Source organism: Ruegeria sp. CDSB113 (genome assembly GCF_059611045.1).
Genome location: NZ_JBXWOU010000007.1, coordinates 14427 through 31764, shown reverse-complemented (window position 1 = coordinate 31764; position 17338 = coordinate 14427). Strand labels below are relative to the sequence as shown.

General features: G+C 57.1%; 22 protein-coding genes. 14 read left to right on the top strand and 8 right to left on the bottom strand.

Annotation, left to right across the window (positions count from 1 at the left end):
* Window positions 1–13 precede the first annotated feature (13 nt).
* From AC2FIS_RS13460 to AC2FIS_RS13425, 8 genes are all read left to right on the top strand, one after another.
* Entirely contained in the window at window positions 14–712 is a 699-nt protein-coding gene (locus AC2FIS_RS13460; RefSeq protein ID WP_496740286.1) for a DUF2062 domain-containing protein, read from the top strand.
* Window positions 705–1451, top strand: a complete 747-nt coding sequence (locus AC2FIS_RS13455) for a pyridoxine 5'-phosphate synthase (RefSeq protein ID WP_496740287.1) — start codon at window positions 705–707, stop codon at window positions 1449–1451. The genes AC2FIS_RS13460 and AC2FIS_RS13455 overlap by 8 nt, the downstream gene beginning before the upstream one ends.
* Window positions 1448–2071, top strand: coding sequence for a LysE family translocator (locus AC2FIS_RS13450; RefSeq protein ID WP_496773859.1), 624 nt, complete (start codon window positions 1448–1450; stop codon window positions 2069–2071). The genes AC2FIS_RS13455 and AC2FIS_RS13450 overlap by 4 nt, the downstream gene beginning before the upstream one ends.
* 13 nt (window positions 2072–2084) lie before the next feature.
* Window positions 2085–2621: a hypothetical protein gene (locus AC2FIS_RS13445; RefSeq protein ID WP_496773858.1), complete on the top strand. Its 537-nt coding sequence runs from the start codon at window positions 2085–2087 to the stop codon at window positions 2619–2621.
* The gene (gene acpS / locus AC2FIS_RS13440; protein ID WP_496773857.1) at window positions 2618–3037 is read left to right on the top strand and encodes a holo-ACP synthase; all 420 of its coding nucleotides are present in this window, start codon (window positions 2618–2620) and stop codon (window positions 3035–3037) included. The genes AC2FIS_RS13445 and acpS overlap by 4 nt, the downstream gene beginning before the upstream one ends.
* A 57-nt stretch (window positions 3038–3094) precedes the next feature.
* Window positions 3095–3934 carry a signal peptidase I gene (gene lepB / locus AC2FIS_RS13435; RefSeq protein ID WP_496773855.1) on the top strand — a complete coding sequence of 280 codons (840 nt, stop codon included), beginning with the start codon at window positions 3095–3097 and terminating at the stop codon, window positions 3932–3934.
* A complete protein-coding gene (gene rnc, locus AC2FIS_RS13430) occupies window positions 3931–4608 on the top strand; it encodes a ribonuclease III (RefSeq protein ID WP_496773853.1) in 678 nt (225 codons plus the stop codon). Before lepB ends, rnc begins: the two co-directional genes overlap by 4 nt.
* Window positions 4609–4764: 156 nt before the next feature.
* Window positions 4765–5241: a hypothetical protein gene (locus tag AC2FIS_RS13425; protein WP_496773851.1), complete on the top strand. Its 477-nt coding sequence runs from the start codon at window positions 4765–4767 to the stop codon at window positions 5239–5241.
* Between the two features lie 29 nt (window positions 5242–5270).
* Here the strand turns inward: AC2FIS_RS13425 and AC2FIS_RS13420 are convergent, their stop codons facing one another.
* Window positions 5271–6647: a multicopper oxidase family protein gene (locus AC2FIS_RS13420; protein ID WP_496773849.1), complete on the bottom strand. Its 1377-nt coding sequence runs from the start codon at window positions 6645–6647 to the stop codon at window positions 5271–5273.
* Between the two features lie 157 nt (window positions 6648–6804).
* On the opposite strand from AC2FIS_RS13420, the gene era reads away from it, so the two are divergent.
* The 3 genes from era (at window position 6805) to AC2FIS_RS13405 (ending at window position 8467) form a co-directional block, all read left to right on the top strand.
* A complete protein-coding gene (gene era, locus AC2FIS_RS13415) occupies window positions 6805–7713 on the top strand; it encodes a GTPase Era (RefSeq protein ID WP_108861276.1) in 909 nt (302 codons plus the stop codon).
* Window positions 7710–8039 carry a DUF1491 family protein gene (locus AC2FIS_RS13410; protein ID WP_282153185.1) on the top strand — a complete coding sequence of 110 codons (330 nt, stop codon included), beginning with the start codon at window positions 7710–7712 and terminating at the stop codon, window positions 8037–8039. Before era ends, AC2FIS_RS13410 begins: the two co-directional genes overlap by 4 nt.
* A gap of 104 nt (window positions 8040–8143) precedes the next feature.
* Window positions 8144–8467, top strand: coding sequence for a SemiSWEET transporter (locus AC2FIS_RS13405; protein ID WP_113791309.1), 324 nt, complete (start codon window positions 8144–8146; stop codon window positions 8465–8467).
* Window positions 8468–8495: 28 nt separating this feature from the next.
* Here AC2FIS_RS13405 and AC2FIS_RS13400 read toward each other — a convergent pair whose 3' ends face one another.
* Window positions 8496–8801 (bottom strand): hypothetical protein, encoded by a 306-nt coding sequence (locus AC2FIS_RS13400; RefSeq protein WP_496773846.1) that lies wholly within the window; start codon window positions 8799–8801, stop codon window positions 8496–8498.
* A 126-nt stretch (window positions 8802–8927) separates the two neighbouring features.
* Between AC2FIS_RS13400 and recO the strand changes: the two genes are divergently transcribed.
* On the top strand, window positions 8928–9653 hold the full coding sequence (gene recO / locus AC2FIS_RS13395) for a DNA repair protein RecO (protein WP_496774024.1): 726 nt from the start codon (window positions 8928–8930) through the stop codon (window positions 9651–9653).
* Here the strand turns inward: recO and AC2FIS_RS13390 are convergent.
* From AC2FIS_RS13390 to AC2FIS_RS13380, 3 genes are all read right to left on the bottom strand, one after another.
* Entirely contained in the window at window positions 9637–10029 is a 393-nt protein-coding gene (locus AC2FIS_RS13390) for an META domain-containing protein (RefSeq protein ID WP_496773844.1), read from the bottom strand. The genes recO and AC2FIS_RS13390 overlap by 17 nt on opposite strands.
* 49 nt (window positions 10030–10078) lie before the next feature.
* On the bottom strand, window positions 10079–10633 hold the full coding sequence (locus AC2FIS_RS13385; RefSeq protein WP_496773842.1) for a hypothetical protein: 555 nt from the start codon (window positions 10631–10633) through the stop codon (window positions 10079–10081).
* 217 nt (window positions 10634–10850) lie between these two features.
* Window positions 10851–12542: an acyl-CoA dehydrogenase family protein gene (locus AC2FIS_RS13380; RefSeq protein ID WP_496773840.1), complete on the bottom strand. Its 1692-nt coding sequence runs from the start codon at window positions 12540–12542 to the stop codon at window positions 10851–10853.
* A 145-nt stretch (window positions 12543–12687) separates the two neighbouring features.
* Here AC2FIS_RS13380 and AC2FIS_RS13375 point away from each other — a divergent pair, with 145 nt between their 5' ends.
* Window positions 12688–13452, top strand: coding sequence for a sulfite exporter TauE/SafE family protein (locus AC2FIS_RS13375; protein ID WP_496773838.1), 765 nt, complete (start codon window positions 12688–12690; stop codon window positions 13450–13452).
* Here the strand turns inward: AC2FIS_RS13375 and AC2FIS_RS13370 are convergent.
* From AC2FIS_RS13370 to AC2FIS_RS13360, 3 genes are all read right to left on the bottom strand, one after another.
* A complete protein-coding gene (locus tag AC2FIS_RS13370; RefSeq protein WP_233493496.1) occupies window positions 13449–13913 on the bottom strand; it encodes a hypothetical protein in 465 nt (154 codons plus the stop codon). The genes AC2FIS_RS13375 and AC2FIS_RS13370 overlap by 4 nt on opposite strands.
* Before the next feature lie 111 nt (window positions 13914–14024).
* Window positions 14025–14315: a hypothetical protein gene (locus AC2FIS_RS13365; protein WP_058273655.1), complete on the bottom strand. Its 291-nt coding sequence runs from the start codon at window positions 14313–14315 to the stop codon at window positions 14025–14027.
* Window positions 14316–14682: 367 nt separating this feature from the next.
* Window positions 14683–16281, bottom strand: coding sequence for a phosphoenolpyruvate carboxykinase (locus AC2FIS_RS13360; protein ID WP_113791304.1), 1599 nt, complete (start codon window positions 16279–16281; stop codon window positions 14683–14685).
* A 347-nt stretch (window positions 16282–16628) separates the two neighbouring features.
* Between AC2FIS_RS13360 and AC2FIS_RS13355 the strand changes: the two genes are divergently transcribed.
* The gene (locus AC2FIS_RS13355) at window positions 16629–17333 is read left to right on the top strand and encodes a response regulator transcription factor (protein WP_113791303.1); all 705 of its coding nucleotides are present in this window, start codon (window positions 16629–16631) and stop codon (window positions 17331–17333) included.
* Window positions 17334–17338: the final 5 nt, after the last annotated feature.

Here is a 17338-nt window from a genome sequence, read left to right as displayed (position 1 = left end):
GGGGTGATCAGGAGTGGTATTTAAGCGCCGAGACCGACGCTCGCCTGTCCAGATCGCGTCTGAATTTGTCTATCCCCGTGGTGGATGGACAAGGGCCTTTCACTACGTCAAGCATCGTGTACGTAGATTGCCGGATTCCCCCGAGCGCATTGCGCGTGGCATCGGGGCAGGTGTCTTTGCCTCATTCACTCCGTTCTACGGATTGCATTTTCTGGTCGCTGCCGTGGTTGCGCGCCTGCTGAACGGCAATATTCTGGCCGCTTTGAGTGGAACATTCTTTGGCAACCCACTCACCTATGTGCCAATCGGCGTGGTTTGCCTGCAGACCGGGCATTTCCTGCTGGGGACCAAATTCCACAAAGGCGATACGCATGGTCTGATGGGCAAGTTCACAGATGCAATGGGTGATCTGAAGAACAACTTTATTGCCATGTTCACCGATCATGTCGCGGACTGGCATGGGCTCAGCATCTTCTATAACGAGGTGTTCTTTCCCTACATGATTGGCGGCGTTCTTCCGGGCATTCTGGCGGGTGTAATCTGCTCCTATCTCAGTTTGCCGCTGATCCGCACCTATCAGCAACGCCGTCGCGACAAGATCAAGGCAAAGTTTGACGAAATCAAACGCTTGGCCGAAACAAAGTCTGCCGTTCCACTGATGAATGCCCTAGGTTCAGACCAGGGCCTTAAGAAGGATTCGAGCGATGTCTGACAACCACCTGCGTCTTGGCGTAAATATCGACCACGTGGCCACAGTGCGTAACGCGCGGGGCGGGGCCTATCCTGATCCGCTGCGTGCTGCCAAGCTGGCAGAAGAGGCCGGGGCTGACGGGATCACCGCGCATCTGCGCGAAGACCGCCGCCATATCTCGGACGCCGATATCGACGGCCTGATGGAGGTCCTGTCGGTGCCGTTGAACTTTGAGATGGCCGCGACGCCCGAGATGCAGAAAATTGCCTTGCGCCATAAGCCGCATGCTGTTTGCATCGTCCCTGAAAAGCGCGAAGAACGCACCACCGAAGGCGGGCTGGAAGTCGCGCGCGAGGAAAACAAGCTGGCTCATTTTATCGCTCCGCTGCGCGATGCCGGGTGTCGTGTGTCGATCTTTATCGCTGCTGATCAGCGCCAGATCGAGGCGGCGCATCGTATCGGCGCCGAAGTGATCGAGCTGCACACCGGTGCATATTGCGATGCCATGGCCGAAAGCCATGACGACAAAGCCAACAGTGAGTTGGAAGCCCTGCGCGAAATGTCCGCTTTTGCCCACGCACTGGGCCTTGAGGTCCACGCGGGTCACGGCCTGACCTATGACACCGTGCAACCGATCGCGGCATTCCCCGAAGTGCGCGAGCTGAATATCGGCCACTTCCTTATTGGCGAGGCCATCTTTCGCGGCCTCACGCCTGCCATGGCCGAGATGCGGCGTCTAATGGATGAGGCGCGCGGATGATCACGCCCGGATTTGTTGTCATCTGGTTTGCCTGGCTGATGGCCGGCGGTTCTCCTGGGCCTGCAACAATGGGGATTGCTGGAACGGCAATGAACGAAGGTCGCCGCGCTGGCCTGGTGTTTGCGTTGGGTATTTGCGCTGGTTCTGCCGCTTGGGGCATCGCCGCCGCGCTGGGTTTATCGGCGATCATGCTGGCCAATGTTTGGGTATTCGAGGTCATCCGCTATGTAGGGGTGGCCTATCTGGCCTGGCTGGCGATCAAGGCGCTACGCCGGGCGATGACGTCTGATGAGGTTGCTATGGGCAACCCTGTCACCGGCTCTTTTCGCACAATCTTTACCAAGGGCGCGGCCATTCACCTGACCAACCCTAAGGCGATCCTGAGTTGGGGGTCGATCTATGCCATCGTCGCCCCGAATAATGCCAGCCTTTCGATGTTGTTGGGCTATTTCGCCATGCTTTACACAGGATCGTTGCTGATCTTCATCGGCTACGCCTTCCTCTTCTCTTCCGAGCATATGGTGCGCGTCTACAGCCGCGCCCGTCGCTGGTTCGACTTCGCCTTTGCCGGGTTCTTTGGGGTGGCGAGTTACAAGATTTTGACGGTGCGGTTGGGGTGAAAGAGGCATTCGCGTGAACTTTGACATACTCAGATTTACATGGGTATTTTCGGCAGCGTTCGTCTGTATTCTGGTTCTTTTCTTCATTGAAGCAGTTGTGCGTGTCTTATTGGTAGATCACGGATCGCTGGGGGCTTCTCCAAGTATCTTTATGTATCTGTATTTAATTGCGAATTTATCCGAGAAAATTTGGATCAGCGTCCTAGACTATTTTCATTTGTTCGAACTCGCTGCGTTTGGCTTGGCCGCATATGTGGAAGGTTCCCACTACGCAAAGAAGCAATCAGAGTGGCCCAAAGGGATCCATCTTTTGACTGCGAGTACCGCGATGGCGGTTATGGGTTTGGTGATCGCCCTGGTTCTATCGTCGCTCGTTGTCGTGGCCATTGGTGAAAGTATCCCTTTCGACTCACTACTAGTAGATCCGATGGATGCGTACTATTTGGCAGTCGCGATTGTAGTCTGCACCATTACCTGCCGCGCTTTATTGGGCCGCGGGTTACGAGAAATGCGCAGACCTGAGCTCAATGTATTAAGTGAGAACCTATGATCCTCGGCATCGGCACGGACCTTGCAAATATCGACCGCATTCAGGGCACACTCGACCGGTTTGGCGACCGGTTTCGCAATCGTGTCTTCACCGAAACAGAACAGAGCAAAGCGGAACGTCGCGCTGATGTCGCCGGAACATACGCCAAACGCTGGGCCGCGAAAGAGGCTTGCTCCAAGGCGCTGGGCACCGGTCTTGCCATGGGCATCGCGTGGAAGGACATGTCGGTCACCAATCTACGCACCGGTCAGCCTGTGATGCATGTCACCGGGTGGGCGGCAGATCGACTGAAAGAGATGACGCCCGAAGGGTGTGAGGCCATCATCCACGTCACCCTGACCGACGATCACCCCTGGGCACAGGCATTCGTGGTGATCGAGGCGCGTCCGCTTCACGATGGCCCCGCGCAGCCTTGACTTGCCCTTAACTGACCCGCATGTAGCACCCCAACGAATAATCGACCGGAGAGCAGTATGGCCGAGGAAGCCAAAACAGGTAACGCCGTTTGGGAGACGATCAAGACCATCGTCTATGCCCTGCTGATCGCGGGCGTCTTCCGCACGATCCTGTTTCAGCCGTTCTGGATTCCGTCGGGTTCGATGAAGCCCACCTTGTTGATCGGGGATTTCCTTTTCGTCAACAAAATGTCTTACGGTTATTCTTACGCGTCCTGTCCCAGCCTGATCATCCCAAGCGTCGGCCTGAATGTTGACGCCGAAGATCTCTGCGGCTGGATGCAAAGCGATGAAAACACCCGTATCTGGGGTGGTGACCCCGAACGCGGTGACGTCATTGTTTTCCGCCACCCGGTCAGCGGCCGTGATTATATCAAACGTCTGATTGGTCTGCCCGGGGACCGCATTCAGGTGCGGGACGGTCAGATCATTCTAAACGGCACAGCCGTACAACAAGAACCTGATGGCGTATTCACCGAAGTCGCCGAACCACAAGGTTCGCAAGGTTTGCGCCCACGCTGCGAAAACGGTCCTGTCGGCTTTGGCGGTGTCTGCGAAAAATCGCGTATGATCGAAACACTGCCAAACGGTGTGTCCTACGAAGTGCTGAACATCGGCAATCAGGCGGCTGACAATACCGGCATCTACACGGTTCCCGAAGGGCATTACTTCTTCATGGGGGACAACCGCGACAACTCCAGCGACAGCCGCGTGCCGCAATCCGCGGGTGGCGTTGGCTATGTGCCCTACGAAGACCTGATCGGGCGGGCTGATCGCATCCTGTTCTCATCCGCTGGCCGGTCGATGCTGTTCTTCTGGACATGGCGCGGGGACCGCTTCTTCAAGGCGGTCAATTGAAGCTTTCGGCCGAGATAAAGGCGTTCCAGCAACGTCTGGGGTACGAATTTTCGAACCCTGAACTGCTGGTGCGCGCCCTGACCCATGGATCGGTCTCGTCCTCGACACGACCCGACAATCAGCGGTTGGAGTTTCTGGGCGATCGGGTTTTGGGTCTTGTCATGGCCACCGCGCTGTTGGAGGCCGACAAAAAAGCATCGGAAGGGCAGTTGGCCCCTCGGTTCAACGCGTTGGTCCGCAAAGAGGCCTGCGCTGATGTGGCCCGGCAAATCGATCTTGGCGTGGTGCTGAAACTGGGCCGGTCCGAGATGCTGTCAGGCGGGCGCCGCAAACAGGCCCTGCTGGGTGATGCGATGGAGGCTGTAATCGCCGCAATCTATCGCGATGCCGGTTTCGAGGCTGCGCGCGACGTCATCCTGCGACTGTGGGGAGATCGCGTCCACAACGTTGAAGCGGATGCGCGCGACGCCAAAACCTCGCTGCAGGAATGGGCGCAGGCGCGCGGGCAAAAGCCGCCCGCTTACGTCGAGGTCAAGCGCAGCGGCCCCGACCATGCCCCGGTGTTTACCATTGCGGCCCGGTTGCAGGACGGGGCCGAGGCTCAGGCGACGGCGGGGTCGAAACGTCAGGCGGAACAAGCCGCCGCGAAAGCGCTGCTGGATCAGTTGAAGTAACAAAGCTCCGCAGCCCGTTTATGTCACAATTCTCAATCTAACTTGAGGCCTATGGCGGACCTCGGGTCGCAGTCGTATCTGAAGGTCATCCGCTTTGGCGCTTACTTATGAGCACTGGATCAAAGCGAAACAGATACAATGATTTGAGGCATTACAATGCAAAGCGCAAAACTGACCACCGTGAATATCGGCTTTCTGTTTATCGCCGGTTTTATCGCCACGATCGCCTTCGATTTCTGGGGGCAGGTTATCAGCCCCGGCATCGGCTGGGCCAATCTGTCGCCCGAAGGGCTGGCCCAAAGCTTGCTGGCCAGTCTCGGCTTGCCCAGCAATGCCTTCCTTGGCTTTTTCGTGCATTTCTACCTTGTGGGTCTGATTGCTTATCCGATGGGATGGTTTCTTATCTTTAAGCCGATCTGGGTTAAGGTCCTTGGCCCTGTTCATATGTTCGCCGCCTCGGCCATCTATGGGTTTGGCCTTTGGGTTTTTGCCCTGGGCGGGATCACCACCTTGTCCGGATTGCCGACTTTCCTGAACTTCTCGGCGATCACCTGGGTCGCGTTGATCGGGCATGTTTTTTACGGGATCGTCATGGTTTCCGTTCTGCGCCTGATCGAACGTCAGAACGGATGAAATGCCTGGGGGGGCGTCTAACGCGCCCCTCAGACCACCCGGATAAATCCAGTCAGCCCGGTCTTTTGGTGCTCGATGACGTGGCAATGAAACGCCCAATCGCCCGGGTTGTCGGCCACCAGTGCGATCTCGGTTACCTCGTCCTTTAGCAACAGCATCGTGTCGGTCATCAGTGGCGGCAGTTCGCGCAGGTTTGACCGCAGCGGTACAAAAGCCAACCCGTGCAGGTGGATCGGGTGCAAGTTGGGGGACTCATTTCGCAACCTCAGGACATAGCTTTTGCCCATTTCCAGTGTTGCCAAAGGCCCAACACCCTGCGCCGCGTCACCGGGCCATGGTTTGCGGTTGATAGACCAGAAATTATACCCCAGCGAGCCGCAGAACCCGTTGTTGGGTTCACCACCTTCGGGGGTCCAGCCAAAAACAAACTCGTGCAGCTCGGCATTGGTCAGATCGGGTTTTGCGACCGGGTTGACGGGTAGGGGGCGCAACTCTTGCAGGTCCCGCGATGCCGATGGCCCGATTGCGCGCAGTTGTGCCATGGGTTTATGCGGCTGACCCGGCAGTTTGGCCATCAGGGCAACACTGCGCCCCTCGTCGCCGGGCATTGCTACCGCAAAATCCACACGCTGGCCAGGCCCGACAAGAAGTGGCTCATCAGCGCTGGGCATCGGGATGTCAATCTCAAGCGGATGGCCATCCCACGCGATGATCCGTGCATCGCCGCCCTCAAGATGCAGTTTGTAGATGCGCGTTGTGTCTGTATTCACCACTCGTAGTCGCACTAGACTGCCTGCGGCGTGATCGTAGACTGGACCCTGCACCCAGTTGGCGGTGTGGACATTGCCAAAGGTCCCGGCCCGTGCGGCACCGCGCTGAGTATAGGCGGGCAGGAACGCGCCATCTTCATCCAGCCGAAAATCGCGCAGGTTGATCACTTGTTCGCTGTCAAATCCGGGGTCTTCGGGTTCTGCAATCACCATGACGCCGGTCAGGCCATGGGCCATCTGCTCCATCGTCATACAATGCGGATGATACCAGTAGGTGCCTGCATCGGGCGGGGTGAATTCGTAGTTGAACATCTCACTTTCACCCAATGGCATTTGGGTCAGGTAAGGCACTCCGTCCATGTTGTTCGCGATCCGCATCCCGTGCCAGTGCATTGCCGTATATTCCGACAGCGTATTGCGCACGGGTAACCGCATCACTTCCCCCTGCTTGCCATGCAATACCGGCGGCGGTGCGTTAGGGGACAGGCTGACCATTCCGGTCGTCACCGTATCCCGCAGGGCAAAGCTTGCTGGTTGAATGGTTAACTCCGGCGTCCCCTGCGCCAACCCGAAACCGCCCAGACCCAGTGCGCCGGCAGCGGCCCCGCCGCCCAAAAGAAACTCGCGACGTTTCATGTCTTGCCTCATTTTCCGATGGTTGCCTGGCTGGATTTGGCGTGGCATGCGTCAGGGGTGACATCGATTTTGCATGGCCGCAATGCGACAAATCCCTCTGGCCCGCGCGACCTTTCTGCTATAGGGGTGCGCACTTGCAACCAGGAACGCCAGACACATGACCACACGCGCCGGATTTATCGCCCTGATCGGAGAGCCCAACGCAGGCAAATCCACCCTGCTGAACCGCATGGTCGGGGCCAAGGTTTCGATCGTGACGCATAAGGTTCAGACGACCCGTACCCGTATTCGCGGTGTGGCAATGGAAGGCGATGCGCAGCTGGTCTTTGTAGACACACCCGGCCTGTTCAAACCGCGTCGTCGTTTGGATCGCGCCATGGTTGCCGCGGCCTGGGGCGGAGCGGCGGATGCAGATGTGGTCGTTCTGATGATCGAGGCGCATCGCGGCATCACAGAAGGGGTCGAGCGTATCCTCGAAGGTCTGGAAGAGATCGGGCAGGGCCGAAAGGTTGCGTTGGCGATCAACAAGATCGACAAGGTCCAGTCTGAGGTGCTGCTGGCCCTGACAAGTGACTTGAACGCACGCTACCCGTTTTCCGAAACCTTCATGATTTCCGCCGAAAAGGGGTATGGCGTTGACGATCTGCGCAAATGGCTGGCTGCGGAACTACCCGAAAGCCCGTGGCTGTATCCAGAAGATCAGATCGCCGATCTGCCCCTGCGCATGATCGCGGCTGAGATGACGCGCGAGAAACTGACCCTGCGCCTGCATCAGGAACTGCCCTATCAACTGACGGTCGAGACCGAAAACTGGGAAGAGCGCAAAGACGGCTCTGCCAAGATCGACCAGATCATCTATGTCATGCGCGACGGTCACAAAGGCATCGTGTTGGGCAAAAAGGGCGAGACGATCAAGGCGGTCAGCCAAGCCGCGCGGGCCGAGCTGGAAGAGTTCCTGGACCGCAAGATACATCTGTTCCTGCAGGTCAAAGTGCGCCCGAACTGGCTGGAGGAATCCGAGCGTTACTCCGAAATGGGTCTGGATTTCAAAGACGGTAATGCATGACTCGCCTGACGGCTGATTTCTGGGTCCACGCCTATCTGGCGCGGCTGCGTTTTCAGGAAATCCCGGCTTTTGTCGTGGCACATGGCGACGACACAGCGGGCGCGGTGTTGGTCAAACTAAACACTTTGGACGGGCACGCCGTGGCGTTACAACGCAGCTTTGATCTAATGAGCGGTGAACGTAAATGGGTCGAGCTTTCCTCCGGCGCAGAAAAAGAAGTCGACGAAGCCATCACCCGGCAACGCAGCTTTGACCCTGACCTTTGGGTGATCGAGGTTGAAGACCGACAAGGGCGTCATCTGCTGGGTGAAGAGGGATTGGACTAGCCCGCGGTTCAACGGGTCTTGGTCGCACGGGCCAAAACGTCTATTTTACCCACACTATGTCGGCGAGGATCGCCGCACCGTTTGAATAGATAATGGGTGTATGTATGGCTGAAACACTCGCTGAAAAGCTTGAAAAATCAGAGCTTGGTCATTGGATGCATCGGTTTGAAGGCTTCATGGTCTTCATTGGCGTTGTCGGCCCTTTTGCCACGCTGCCGCAGCTGATCAAGCTGTACTTCACGCATTCACAACACGCGACCGGCCAGTCTCTGCTGTCTTGGTCGCTCTTTGCTGCGCTGTCATTCCTGTGGTTCGCCTACGGGCTGGTAGTCGGCAAGCTGCCTATTTATGTGGGCAACGGTATATCGATGGTGCTGAACATCCTGATGGTTCTGGGCATCCTGATCCACGCCGGTTTAACGTTTTGACCGGCCGCCACGATCCGGTGCCAAGACGTCACCAGCCGCTGCTTTTGAGCGTGATATCGTGCCCGGTGGTGGTCAATGTCTCACCGGCGAATTGCTTCACTTTGGGTGCGAAGGCCTGAAAATAGGGTTGCGACTGCACATGAGCCAATGTCTCGGAGCTGTCCCAGCGGCCCCAGTGAACCCGGGACTTTCCGTCATCAGCGATCGCAACCTGATAGGTGAATTTTCCGGCCGCCTCGGGGTCGGCGTCGATTGCCTCGATAAAGGTGCGGATAGTGGTCTGCCATTCGGCCTCATCACCGTCATACCGGTATGAGATTGTGATGCCTCGCATGATCCCGCCTCCTTGTTTAACAATATTGTTAATTAATTGCAAGAATGCCAGCGAGTCAAGCATTCGCGGTTGCGGCTGCCCGCAATGCCGGGTCAAATTGAACAAGGCAAACAGTGCGAGGCCCCATTGGACTGGCGGGATCACGGCATCCTTTTAGCGTCTCGTCGACATGGCGAGACAGCGGCAATCATCGAGGTCTTCACCGAAGGCCACGGTCGCCACGCGGGCGTCGTACGTGGTGGCACCAGCCGCAAAATTGCCCCCATCCTGCAGCCCGGCGCGCAACTGGATGTTCTGTGGCGCGCGCGGTTAGAAGAACATCTTGGCACTTTTCAGGTTGAACCTTTGCGTTCACGCGCGGCAGCGGCGTTTTCGGGTCGGATGGCGTTGGCAGGATTGAACGCGTCCGTTGCGCTGCTATCCTTTTGCCTGCCCGAGCGCGAACCGCATCCAGCGATCTACAAACAGACCGAACAGTTATTGGATCTGCTGGGGCAGGACGAGATCTGGCCACTGGCTTATCTGCGCTGGGAATTGGCGTTGCTTGAAGAATTGGGCTTTGGCCTGGACCTGTCGGCCTGTGCTGTGACCGGGGCGGCGGATGGGTTGGTCTATGTCTCACCCAAGACCGGCCGTGCCGTCAGTGCCCAGGGGGCCGGGGAATGGGCGGATAAGCTGTTGCCCCTGCCACCCTGTTTGCGCGGTGAAGGGCAAGCGCCGGACGCTGAGATTGCCGCAGGGTTAAAAACCACCGGTTACTTTCTGGAACACCATCTAGCCCCGTCCCTGGGGCATAACCCCTTGCCGGATGCGCGGGTAAGATTTGTGGATCAGTTCACTCGGCGGCTTTGAACACCATTTCGTGCCCGTCATCATTGCGCAGTATCAGCAGGTCGCCTGATACTTCGGACTGCGTCATCGCAATCAGCGCAGCGAAATAGAACCCTTCGGCCTCAAGCCCGGCACAGGCCGCACGTGTTGCGGTCAGGTCCATAATCTCGAACCAGGGGTAGGGTGCGTTCAGGGTGCCGCTATAGCTGTTGCACGGGGCGTTACCCGCGATCTTGCCCTCTTCGGAGAACCGCAACATGGCGCTGGCCTCGAAAGGCTGTCCGTCGATTTCCTGCAGCACCCAAGTCTGGTCCGCGGCGCCATAGGCCGCAACGGATTCGTCCCTGTCGCATTGAAACAGGGCAATCAAGGGCAGTGTCAGGATTAGACGTATCATACGGGTGCCTTACTTTCTTACCGGTGCCGAGGGAACCGGCGAAGCCAGCTTAGTAGGGGATCTCGCCGCTTATCAGTTCTTTGCGAACGTCCAGGCGTGGCCTCCAGTTGTATCTGGTGTCCTCACTTACCTGATCCCAGAACAACGCACCGCTGTTGCGCCATGGGTCAAGGATAATGCCGTCCTTCATCGTATCGCCCTTGGCGCTGATTGCTGCCGAGTGGTGGATGATCCGGAACGCGGTTGGCGGCGAAGTGGCCCAATGGATGTCCAAAGTGCGGAAGTTTTCCTTCTGCAGGCGGCGGCTCATCGCCTGCGCCCAGTCGTTGCACAATCCCTTTTCCCGGAACCCGTTGATGACCTTGGCGTTGTGGATAATCGCCGGGTCTGTGACGTTCCAATCCCGCCTAAGTTGTTGCGAATACGTGTAGGCGATGGTGGCGGCTTTTTGTGCCTCGGTGGGATCGACATCGGGTCCCAGGCCTTCGATCGCTAGTGCTAGCTCGTCTACCTCGGTGTAGCCCGCGACAGGCTGGGTTGTGGCGCATCCGCCCAGTATCAGGGCTGCAACGGTCGCCCAAAGCGCAAAAAATAGTCGGGTCATTGTGTCATCACCATCTTTGGGCCCGGTTTGGGTCGCAGCGTGCCCTAAAGGGGTTTCAACAAAAAGCAAAGGGGGAAGTTTTTTCGGTCGAGGATCAGAAAAGGTCTCTATCCGGTCACAGGTCGGATGGCATGAATTTCAAACTGGGGTTCGGAACAAAGAAAATGACCCGGCACAAGACCGGGTCTAGTTGGGGAAACGGGATGCCTAATTCCGGTTAGCCCAGCAAACGCCGTGCAATAACCTGTGCCTGAATTTCGGCAGCCCCTTCAAAAATATTTAGAATGCGCGCGTCACACAGAACGCGGCTGATCTTGTATTCCAGCGCAAAACCGTTGCCGCCATGGATTTGCAGACCGTTATCCGCCGCAGCCCAGGCCACACGAGCGCCAAGCAGCTTGGCCATGCCGGCCTCAAGGTCGCAGCGGTGACCGTGATCTTTTTCCCAGGCTGAGAAATATGTCAGCTGACGGGCGATCATGATTTCGACCGCCATCATGGCCAGTTTGCCGGACACACGGGGGAAGTTGATCAGCGACTTGCCGAACTGCTTGCGATCCTGCGCGTATTGCATCGCGATATCCAGCGCGCTTTGGGCCACACCAATGGCGCGGGCAGCGGTTTGAATGCGTGCGCTTTCGAAGGTTTCCATCAGCTGTTTAAAGCCTTTGCCTTCTTCACCGCCCAAAAGGTTCTCGCCCTTGACCTTGAAGCCGTCAAAGCCCAGCTCGTATTCCTTCATCCCGCGATAACCCAGAACTTCGATCTCACCGCCGGTCATGCCGGGCGTGGGGAAGGGGTTCTCGTCCGTGCCCGGGGTCTTTTCCGCGAGGAACATGGACAGACCGCGGTGATCGGTGGTGTCCGGATTGGTCCGGGCCAGCAGCGTCATCACATGGGTTCGTGCCGCGTGGGTGATCCAGGTTTTGTTGCCGGTGATCTCATAGTCACCGTCCGCGTTCTTGACCGCACGTGCACGCAGGCTGCCCAGATCCGAGCCAGTGTTTGGTTCGGTGAAAACGGCTGTCGGCAGAATTTCGGCGCTGGCCAGTTTAGGCAACCAGTTGGCTTTTTGTTCATCGGTGCCGCCCGCGATGATCAGCTCGGCCGCGATCTCGGAGCGTGTACCCAATGAGCCAACGCCGATATAGCCGCGCGACAATTCCTCGGACACGACGCACATCGAAGCCTTGGACAGACCGAAGCCGCCGAACTCTTCAGGGATAGTCAGGCCAAAGACACCCATTTCGGCCAGTTCGTCGATGACTTCCATCGGGATCAGTTCGTCTTTGAGGTGCCAGTCATGAGCGTGGGGCTCGACCTTTTCGACCGCATAGCGGCGGAACTGGTCACGGATCATCTCAAGCTCTTCGTCCAGACCCGAGGCACCGAACATGGTGGCACCTGCCTGATCTTCCATCAGCTTGACCAGACGGCTGCGGGCGGCCTGAGAATTGGCCTGCGCCATCAACGTTTGAATTTCGGGGATCTGAAAACCGGAAAGCGCGTCCCAGCCAAGACCCATGTCCTGCAGGCGCACGACTTCGCCCTGGTTCATCGGAATGCCGCCCGCAACCTGATGCAGGTATTCGCCAAAGGCGATTTGGTGCAGCAGCTGTTCGATCTCACCGAACTTGCCTTCGGCCTCCAGCGCTTCGGCCCAGCGTTGCATCTGTTTCAGCGACTGAGAATATGTGGCCAGCCAGGACAGACCGTGGGCGGCAGTTTGATTGGCTTCGATCAAGGCACCGGATACACGGCCATCAGCGGAAACCATACCGCGTACCGACTCACGCGCGCGCTCGAACACTGTTTCAACGGCGGGTGCGGCCGCACGGGTCAGCGTCAGAAGATCGGGCAAAATCGCAGGTGTTGTCATCTGGGTCATATCCTGTCCGTCATGGGCCATGAATCGTGTCCTTTTCTCGTGTCGTCTGGTCATATCATGCTGCACGTGCAGCGCAACAAAAATACGTATTACGTCGGGAAAAAGTTCTAATATTTCTCGAACGTTTTTGCAGTGCAGCGCCCGTCAGGAATGATATCAGGGGGCCATGACATTGTTTTCCTTACTGACTCCGCAGGACCTGCTGCTGGCTCTGGGCGTTGCCTTCTTGGCGGGCTGGGTCAAAGGTATCGTCGGTTTTGCCATGCCGATGGTTATGGTTTCAGGGTTGAGTGTCTTTCTGCCGCCCGAGCTGGCCATCGCGGGCCTGATCCTTCCGACACTGGTAACTAATGTCTTTCAGGCTTTGGGACAGGGTGTTTCCGCAGCCGTGTCGTCGGTCAGGGAGTTTCGCATCTTTCTAATCGTGGGCTTAGTGTTCCTTCTGGCCGGAGCCAAGCTGGTCACTTTGGTGCCGACATCGACCTTCCTGTTGATGATAGGCGTTCCTGTCACGTTCTTTGCCTTAATCCAGGTCCTGGGTGTGAAACTAGTGCTGAAAGAACCATCGGCCCGTGTAGAGGTTCTCATTGGGGCCGTCGCAGGATTTGTCGGTGGTATGTCCGGTATTTGGGGGCCGCCAACGGTGGCGTACCTGACGGCCCTGAACACACCGAAAGCCGTGCAAATGCGGGTGCAGGGGGTCATCTATGGGCTGGGCGCAATTGCCCTGATGGTCGCCCATATGGGATCAGGTATCCTGCGGGCCGACACCGCGCCGTTTTCGGCTGCCCTGATCGCTCCGGCGGTGATCGGGATGTGGGTGGGCATGCAGTTGCAATCGAGAATCGATCAGGCGCTGTTTCGCAAAGTGACTTTGGTTGTGCTGTTGGCCGCAGGATTGAACCTGCTGCGCCGCGGTCTGATGGGTTAAGTTCTGCGGTCCATAAACCGAAACGTGAAGTAAAGCCCCAGCATCAGGAAAAACAGCCCCGAGATATCGCCGATCAGAAAGGCGATGTACTCTACCCCTGCACTGCCAAAACTCATGTTTGTCATGGCGGATGCCAGGAACGACGTGATCACGCCGACACCCATGACGCACAGCCAGCAGGGTTTGCGATCGGGTCTGGGAAACAAGTCCCAACCTGCCCATTTGAGCAGGTAGAACACGGTAGGAACCGTTGTGACCGCAATGACAATTGCCAACAAGCGGCTGGGTAAAAAGACATCCGCCCCCCCCAGGAATGCGAAAACTGCAAAGACGCCCGGCAACAATGCGAAAATCGCGCGCCACCCCAGTAGCCACGCTGCCAGGACCCTAACCCCGTGAGGTAGGAACAGCAGGCTGGCCCGGCTTGGGTATTCAGGAAAGAACACGTTTTGCAGCGGCATCAAGACCTCAAAGGTGAGGAATGATGCAACTATGTAAGCCAGTGAGGCGAAGAAAGTGTCAGAGGCCCATCTGCGCACGATTATTAGCCATCAACACGCAGGTTGGCGGTGTCACCTGGGCGCATGTACGATATACCGCCCCCGGTTGGCATTGCCGCTTTGGGACAGATAGCCCTTTTGGACCAGAGATTTCAGCGCGCGGAAGAATGTCGGACGCGAGACGCTCTGAACAAGGGTGTGCTCGATCAAACCGAACGTGCGGACTTCTTGGTCGGCTTTCGACAGTTCCTCGGCCGCGTAGTAAATGTCACGCTCAACCGGAGAGAGTTGTTCCAGTCCAAGGGTCCGTTCCATACTCTGCATCAATTTGCGAAGTTCGGTCAGTTTCGAGATTTCCGTCATTTGCCTACCTGTTGTTTTCCTTGCCGCCTTTCGCGCTGAAGCGAAAGTTAGAAACTTGTGGAAACTGAAATTTTCCAGCATGTCTCATATTGACACCCATCCCCGATGGATTACACTAGATACTTGATTAGGTTGCTCAAATCGCGAATGTGAGTGCGCGCTCATGAGTGTCCCCAAGGTCTTTTTCTTCACGCCCGGTGCGCAAGCGCCGGGCTTTTTCGTCATAATGACACAGTGAAGTACTGCAATCTGCTGCAGCGAGCAACGAATTTGTATATGCATTGCGCATTATACAGCCACAGGAAGATTGCAGAGAGGTTACTCGCCTGGGCAAAAGAAAAGGGGGCGAAAAGCGCCCCCTTTGAATTCAACCGATTGCTACGGCTTTGATGTCATCATCGATAAAGGGCAGGTACTGCTCAAAGTTCTCTGCAAACATCTGCACCAGTTTTTCAGCCTGCTTGTCGAATGCGGCCTGGTCATCCCAGGTGCGTCGCGGATCCAGCAGAACTTCGGCCACGCCAGGCACGGATACCGGGACGTCAAAGCCGAAATTGGCGTCTTTGCGGAACTCGGCGTCGCGCAGCGATCCTTCCAAGGCAGCTGTCAGCAACGCGCGGGTCGCGCGGATCGGCATACGGCTGCCAACACCATAGGCACCACCGGTCCAGCCGGTGTTCACCAGCCAGCAAGTCGCACCATGCTGGGCGATCTTGTCGCGCAACAGGTTGCCATACTCTTCCGGGCGACGCGGCATAAAGGGCGCGCCAAAGCAGGTTGAGAAGGTGGGCTGAGGTTCGGTGACGCCACGCTCTGTTCCCGCCACTTTCGACGTGAAGCCCGAAAGGAAGTGATACATCGCCTGCGCCGGGGTCAGCCGTGCGATCGGAGGCAGAACACCAAATGCATCACAGGTCAGCATGATGATGTTCTTGGGGTGCCCACCCAGCGCGCTGCTCGAGGCGTTCGAGATATACTCCAGCGGATAGGCGCAGCGCATGTTCGCGGTCAGCGAGTCATCCTCGAAATCCAGTTCCTTGGTTTCGGGGTCGAAGACCATGTTCTCGATCACAGTGCCGAATTTGCTGGTGGTCGCGTAGATCTCCGGCTCGGCTTCGGCGTTCAGATTGATGGTCTTGGCATAGCAACCGCCTTCGAAGTTGAAGGTGCCGCGATCCGACCAGCCATGCTCGTCATCGCCGATCAACGTGCGGGCAGGGTCTGCCGACAGGGTGGTCTTGCCAGTGCCGGACAGGCCAAAGAACACCGCGGTGTCGACCGGGTTGCCAACAGCGTGGTTGGCTGAGCAATGCATCGGCATAACGCCTTTTTCAGGCAGCATGTAGTTCAGCAGGGTGAAGACCGATTTCTTGTTCTCGCCCGCGTATTCCGTACCGCCGATCAGGATCAGCTTGCGGTCGAAGTTCAGCGCAATCACGGTCTCACTGTGGCAGCCATGCTTGGCCGGGTCGGCCTGGAAGCTTGGGCAGTTGATGACGGTGAAATCTGCAATGAACTCTTCCAGATCTTCGCGATCCGGGCGGCGCAGCAAGTGGCGGATGAACAGGTTGTGCCATGCCAGTTCGGTGACCATGCGCACATTGATCGAATAGGCGGGATCGGCGCCGCCGACGAGATCCTGCACGAAATAATCACGGCCCTTCATATGCTCGATCATATCGACATATAGCGCGTCAAAACCCTCGGGGGTCATCGCGGCGTTGTTTTCCCACCAGATGGTATCGGCAACGCTGTCGGTTTTGACGACGTGTTTGTCCTTGGGCGAACGACCGGTGAATTTGCCGGTGGTGACCAGGAAAGCGCCGCCATTGCCAAGAGTGCCTTCGCCGCGCTTCAGCGCCTCTTCGATCAGCGCCGGTTCCATGAAGTTGTAATAGACATTGCCCAGACCCTCGATGCCCTGATCTTCGAGGCGGAATTGCGGGTTAACCCGTCCAGATGTCATGCGTTTCTTCTCCTGTGGCGGCGCGTCGGCAGTTGGGCCGGGGGCGCTCTTGGGGCAGTATACCGGGAAAAACCGGCGGATGGGCGGGTCATAACATGGTCGTTTGGGGCATGAACAGGACGGTTTGGCGCAGTTAGCGCAACCAAGTTAAAGTTTAGCGCCACCACTAATTTCCTGCCGGAAAACAAGGCGCTTTTCCGTGCGCATTAACGGCTTTTTTGCCGCATCTGTGTGACAACAATCTCACGATTCGCAGATACGGATTGATTCGCAGCCATAAAAACGACAAAGATGCCCTACTAATAAGCGAATTATTGCGTGAGTGAGCAGGAATAGGGGTTAACCCGATGTCGAAGATTGCATTGGTGGACGACGACAGAAATATTCTGACGTCCGTATCCATGACACTCGAAGCCGAAGGGTTCGAGGTTGAGACTTATAATGATGGGCAGGCAGCGCTGGACGCTTTCAACAAGAAACTGCCCGATATGGCTGTTCTGGACATAAAGATGCCGCGGATGGACGGGATGGACCTGTTGCAGCGGCTGCGACAGAAAACCCAGATGCCGGTGATTTTCCTTACATCCAAGGATGACGAAATAGATGAGGTTCTCGGCCTGCGCATGGGCGCGGACGATTACGTCAAGAAGCCTTTTTCTCAGCGTCTTCTGGTCGAACGCATCCGCGCGCTGCTGCGTCGGCAAGAGGCGACAACTGGCGATGTGACAACCGCCAACACAGGTGACGCCAAGGTTATGGAGCGCGGCGAACTGCGGATGGATCCCTTGCGCCATGCAGTCAGCTGGAAGGGTTCGGACGTTTCTTTGACCGTGACCGAGTTCCTGTTGTTGCAAGCGTTGGCTCAGCGTCCGGGCTTTGTCAAAAGCCGCGATCAGCTGATGGATGTGGCTTATGACGATCAGGTCTATGTCGATGATCGTACGATCGACAGTCACATCAAGCGACTGCGCAAGAAAATGCGCGCCGCAGATTCTGAGTTTTCGGCGATCGAAACACTGTACGGAATTGGGTACAGGTACAACGAAGAATAGGCGTG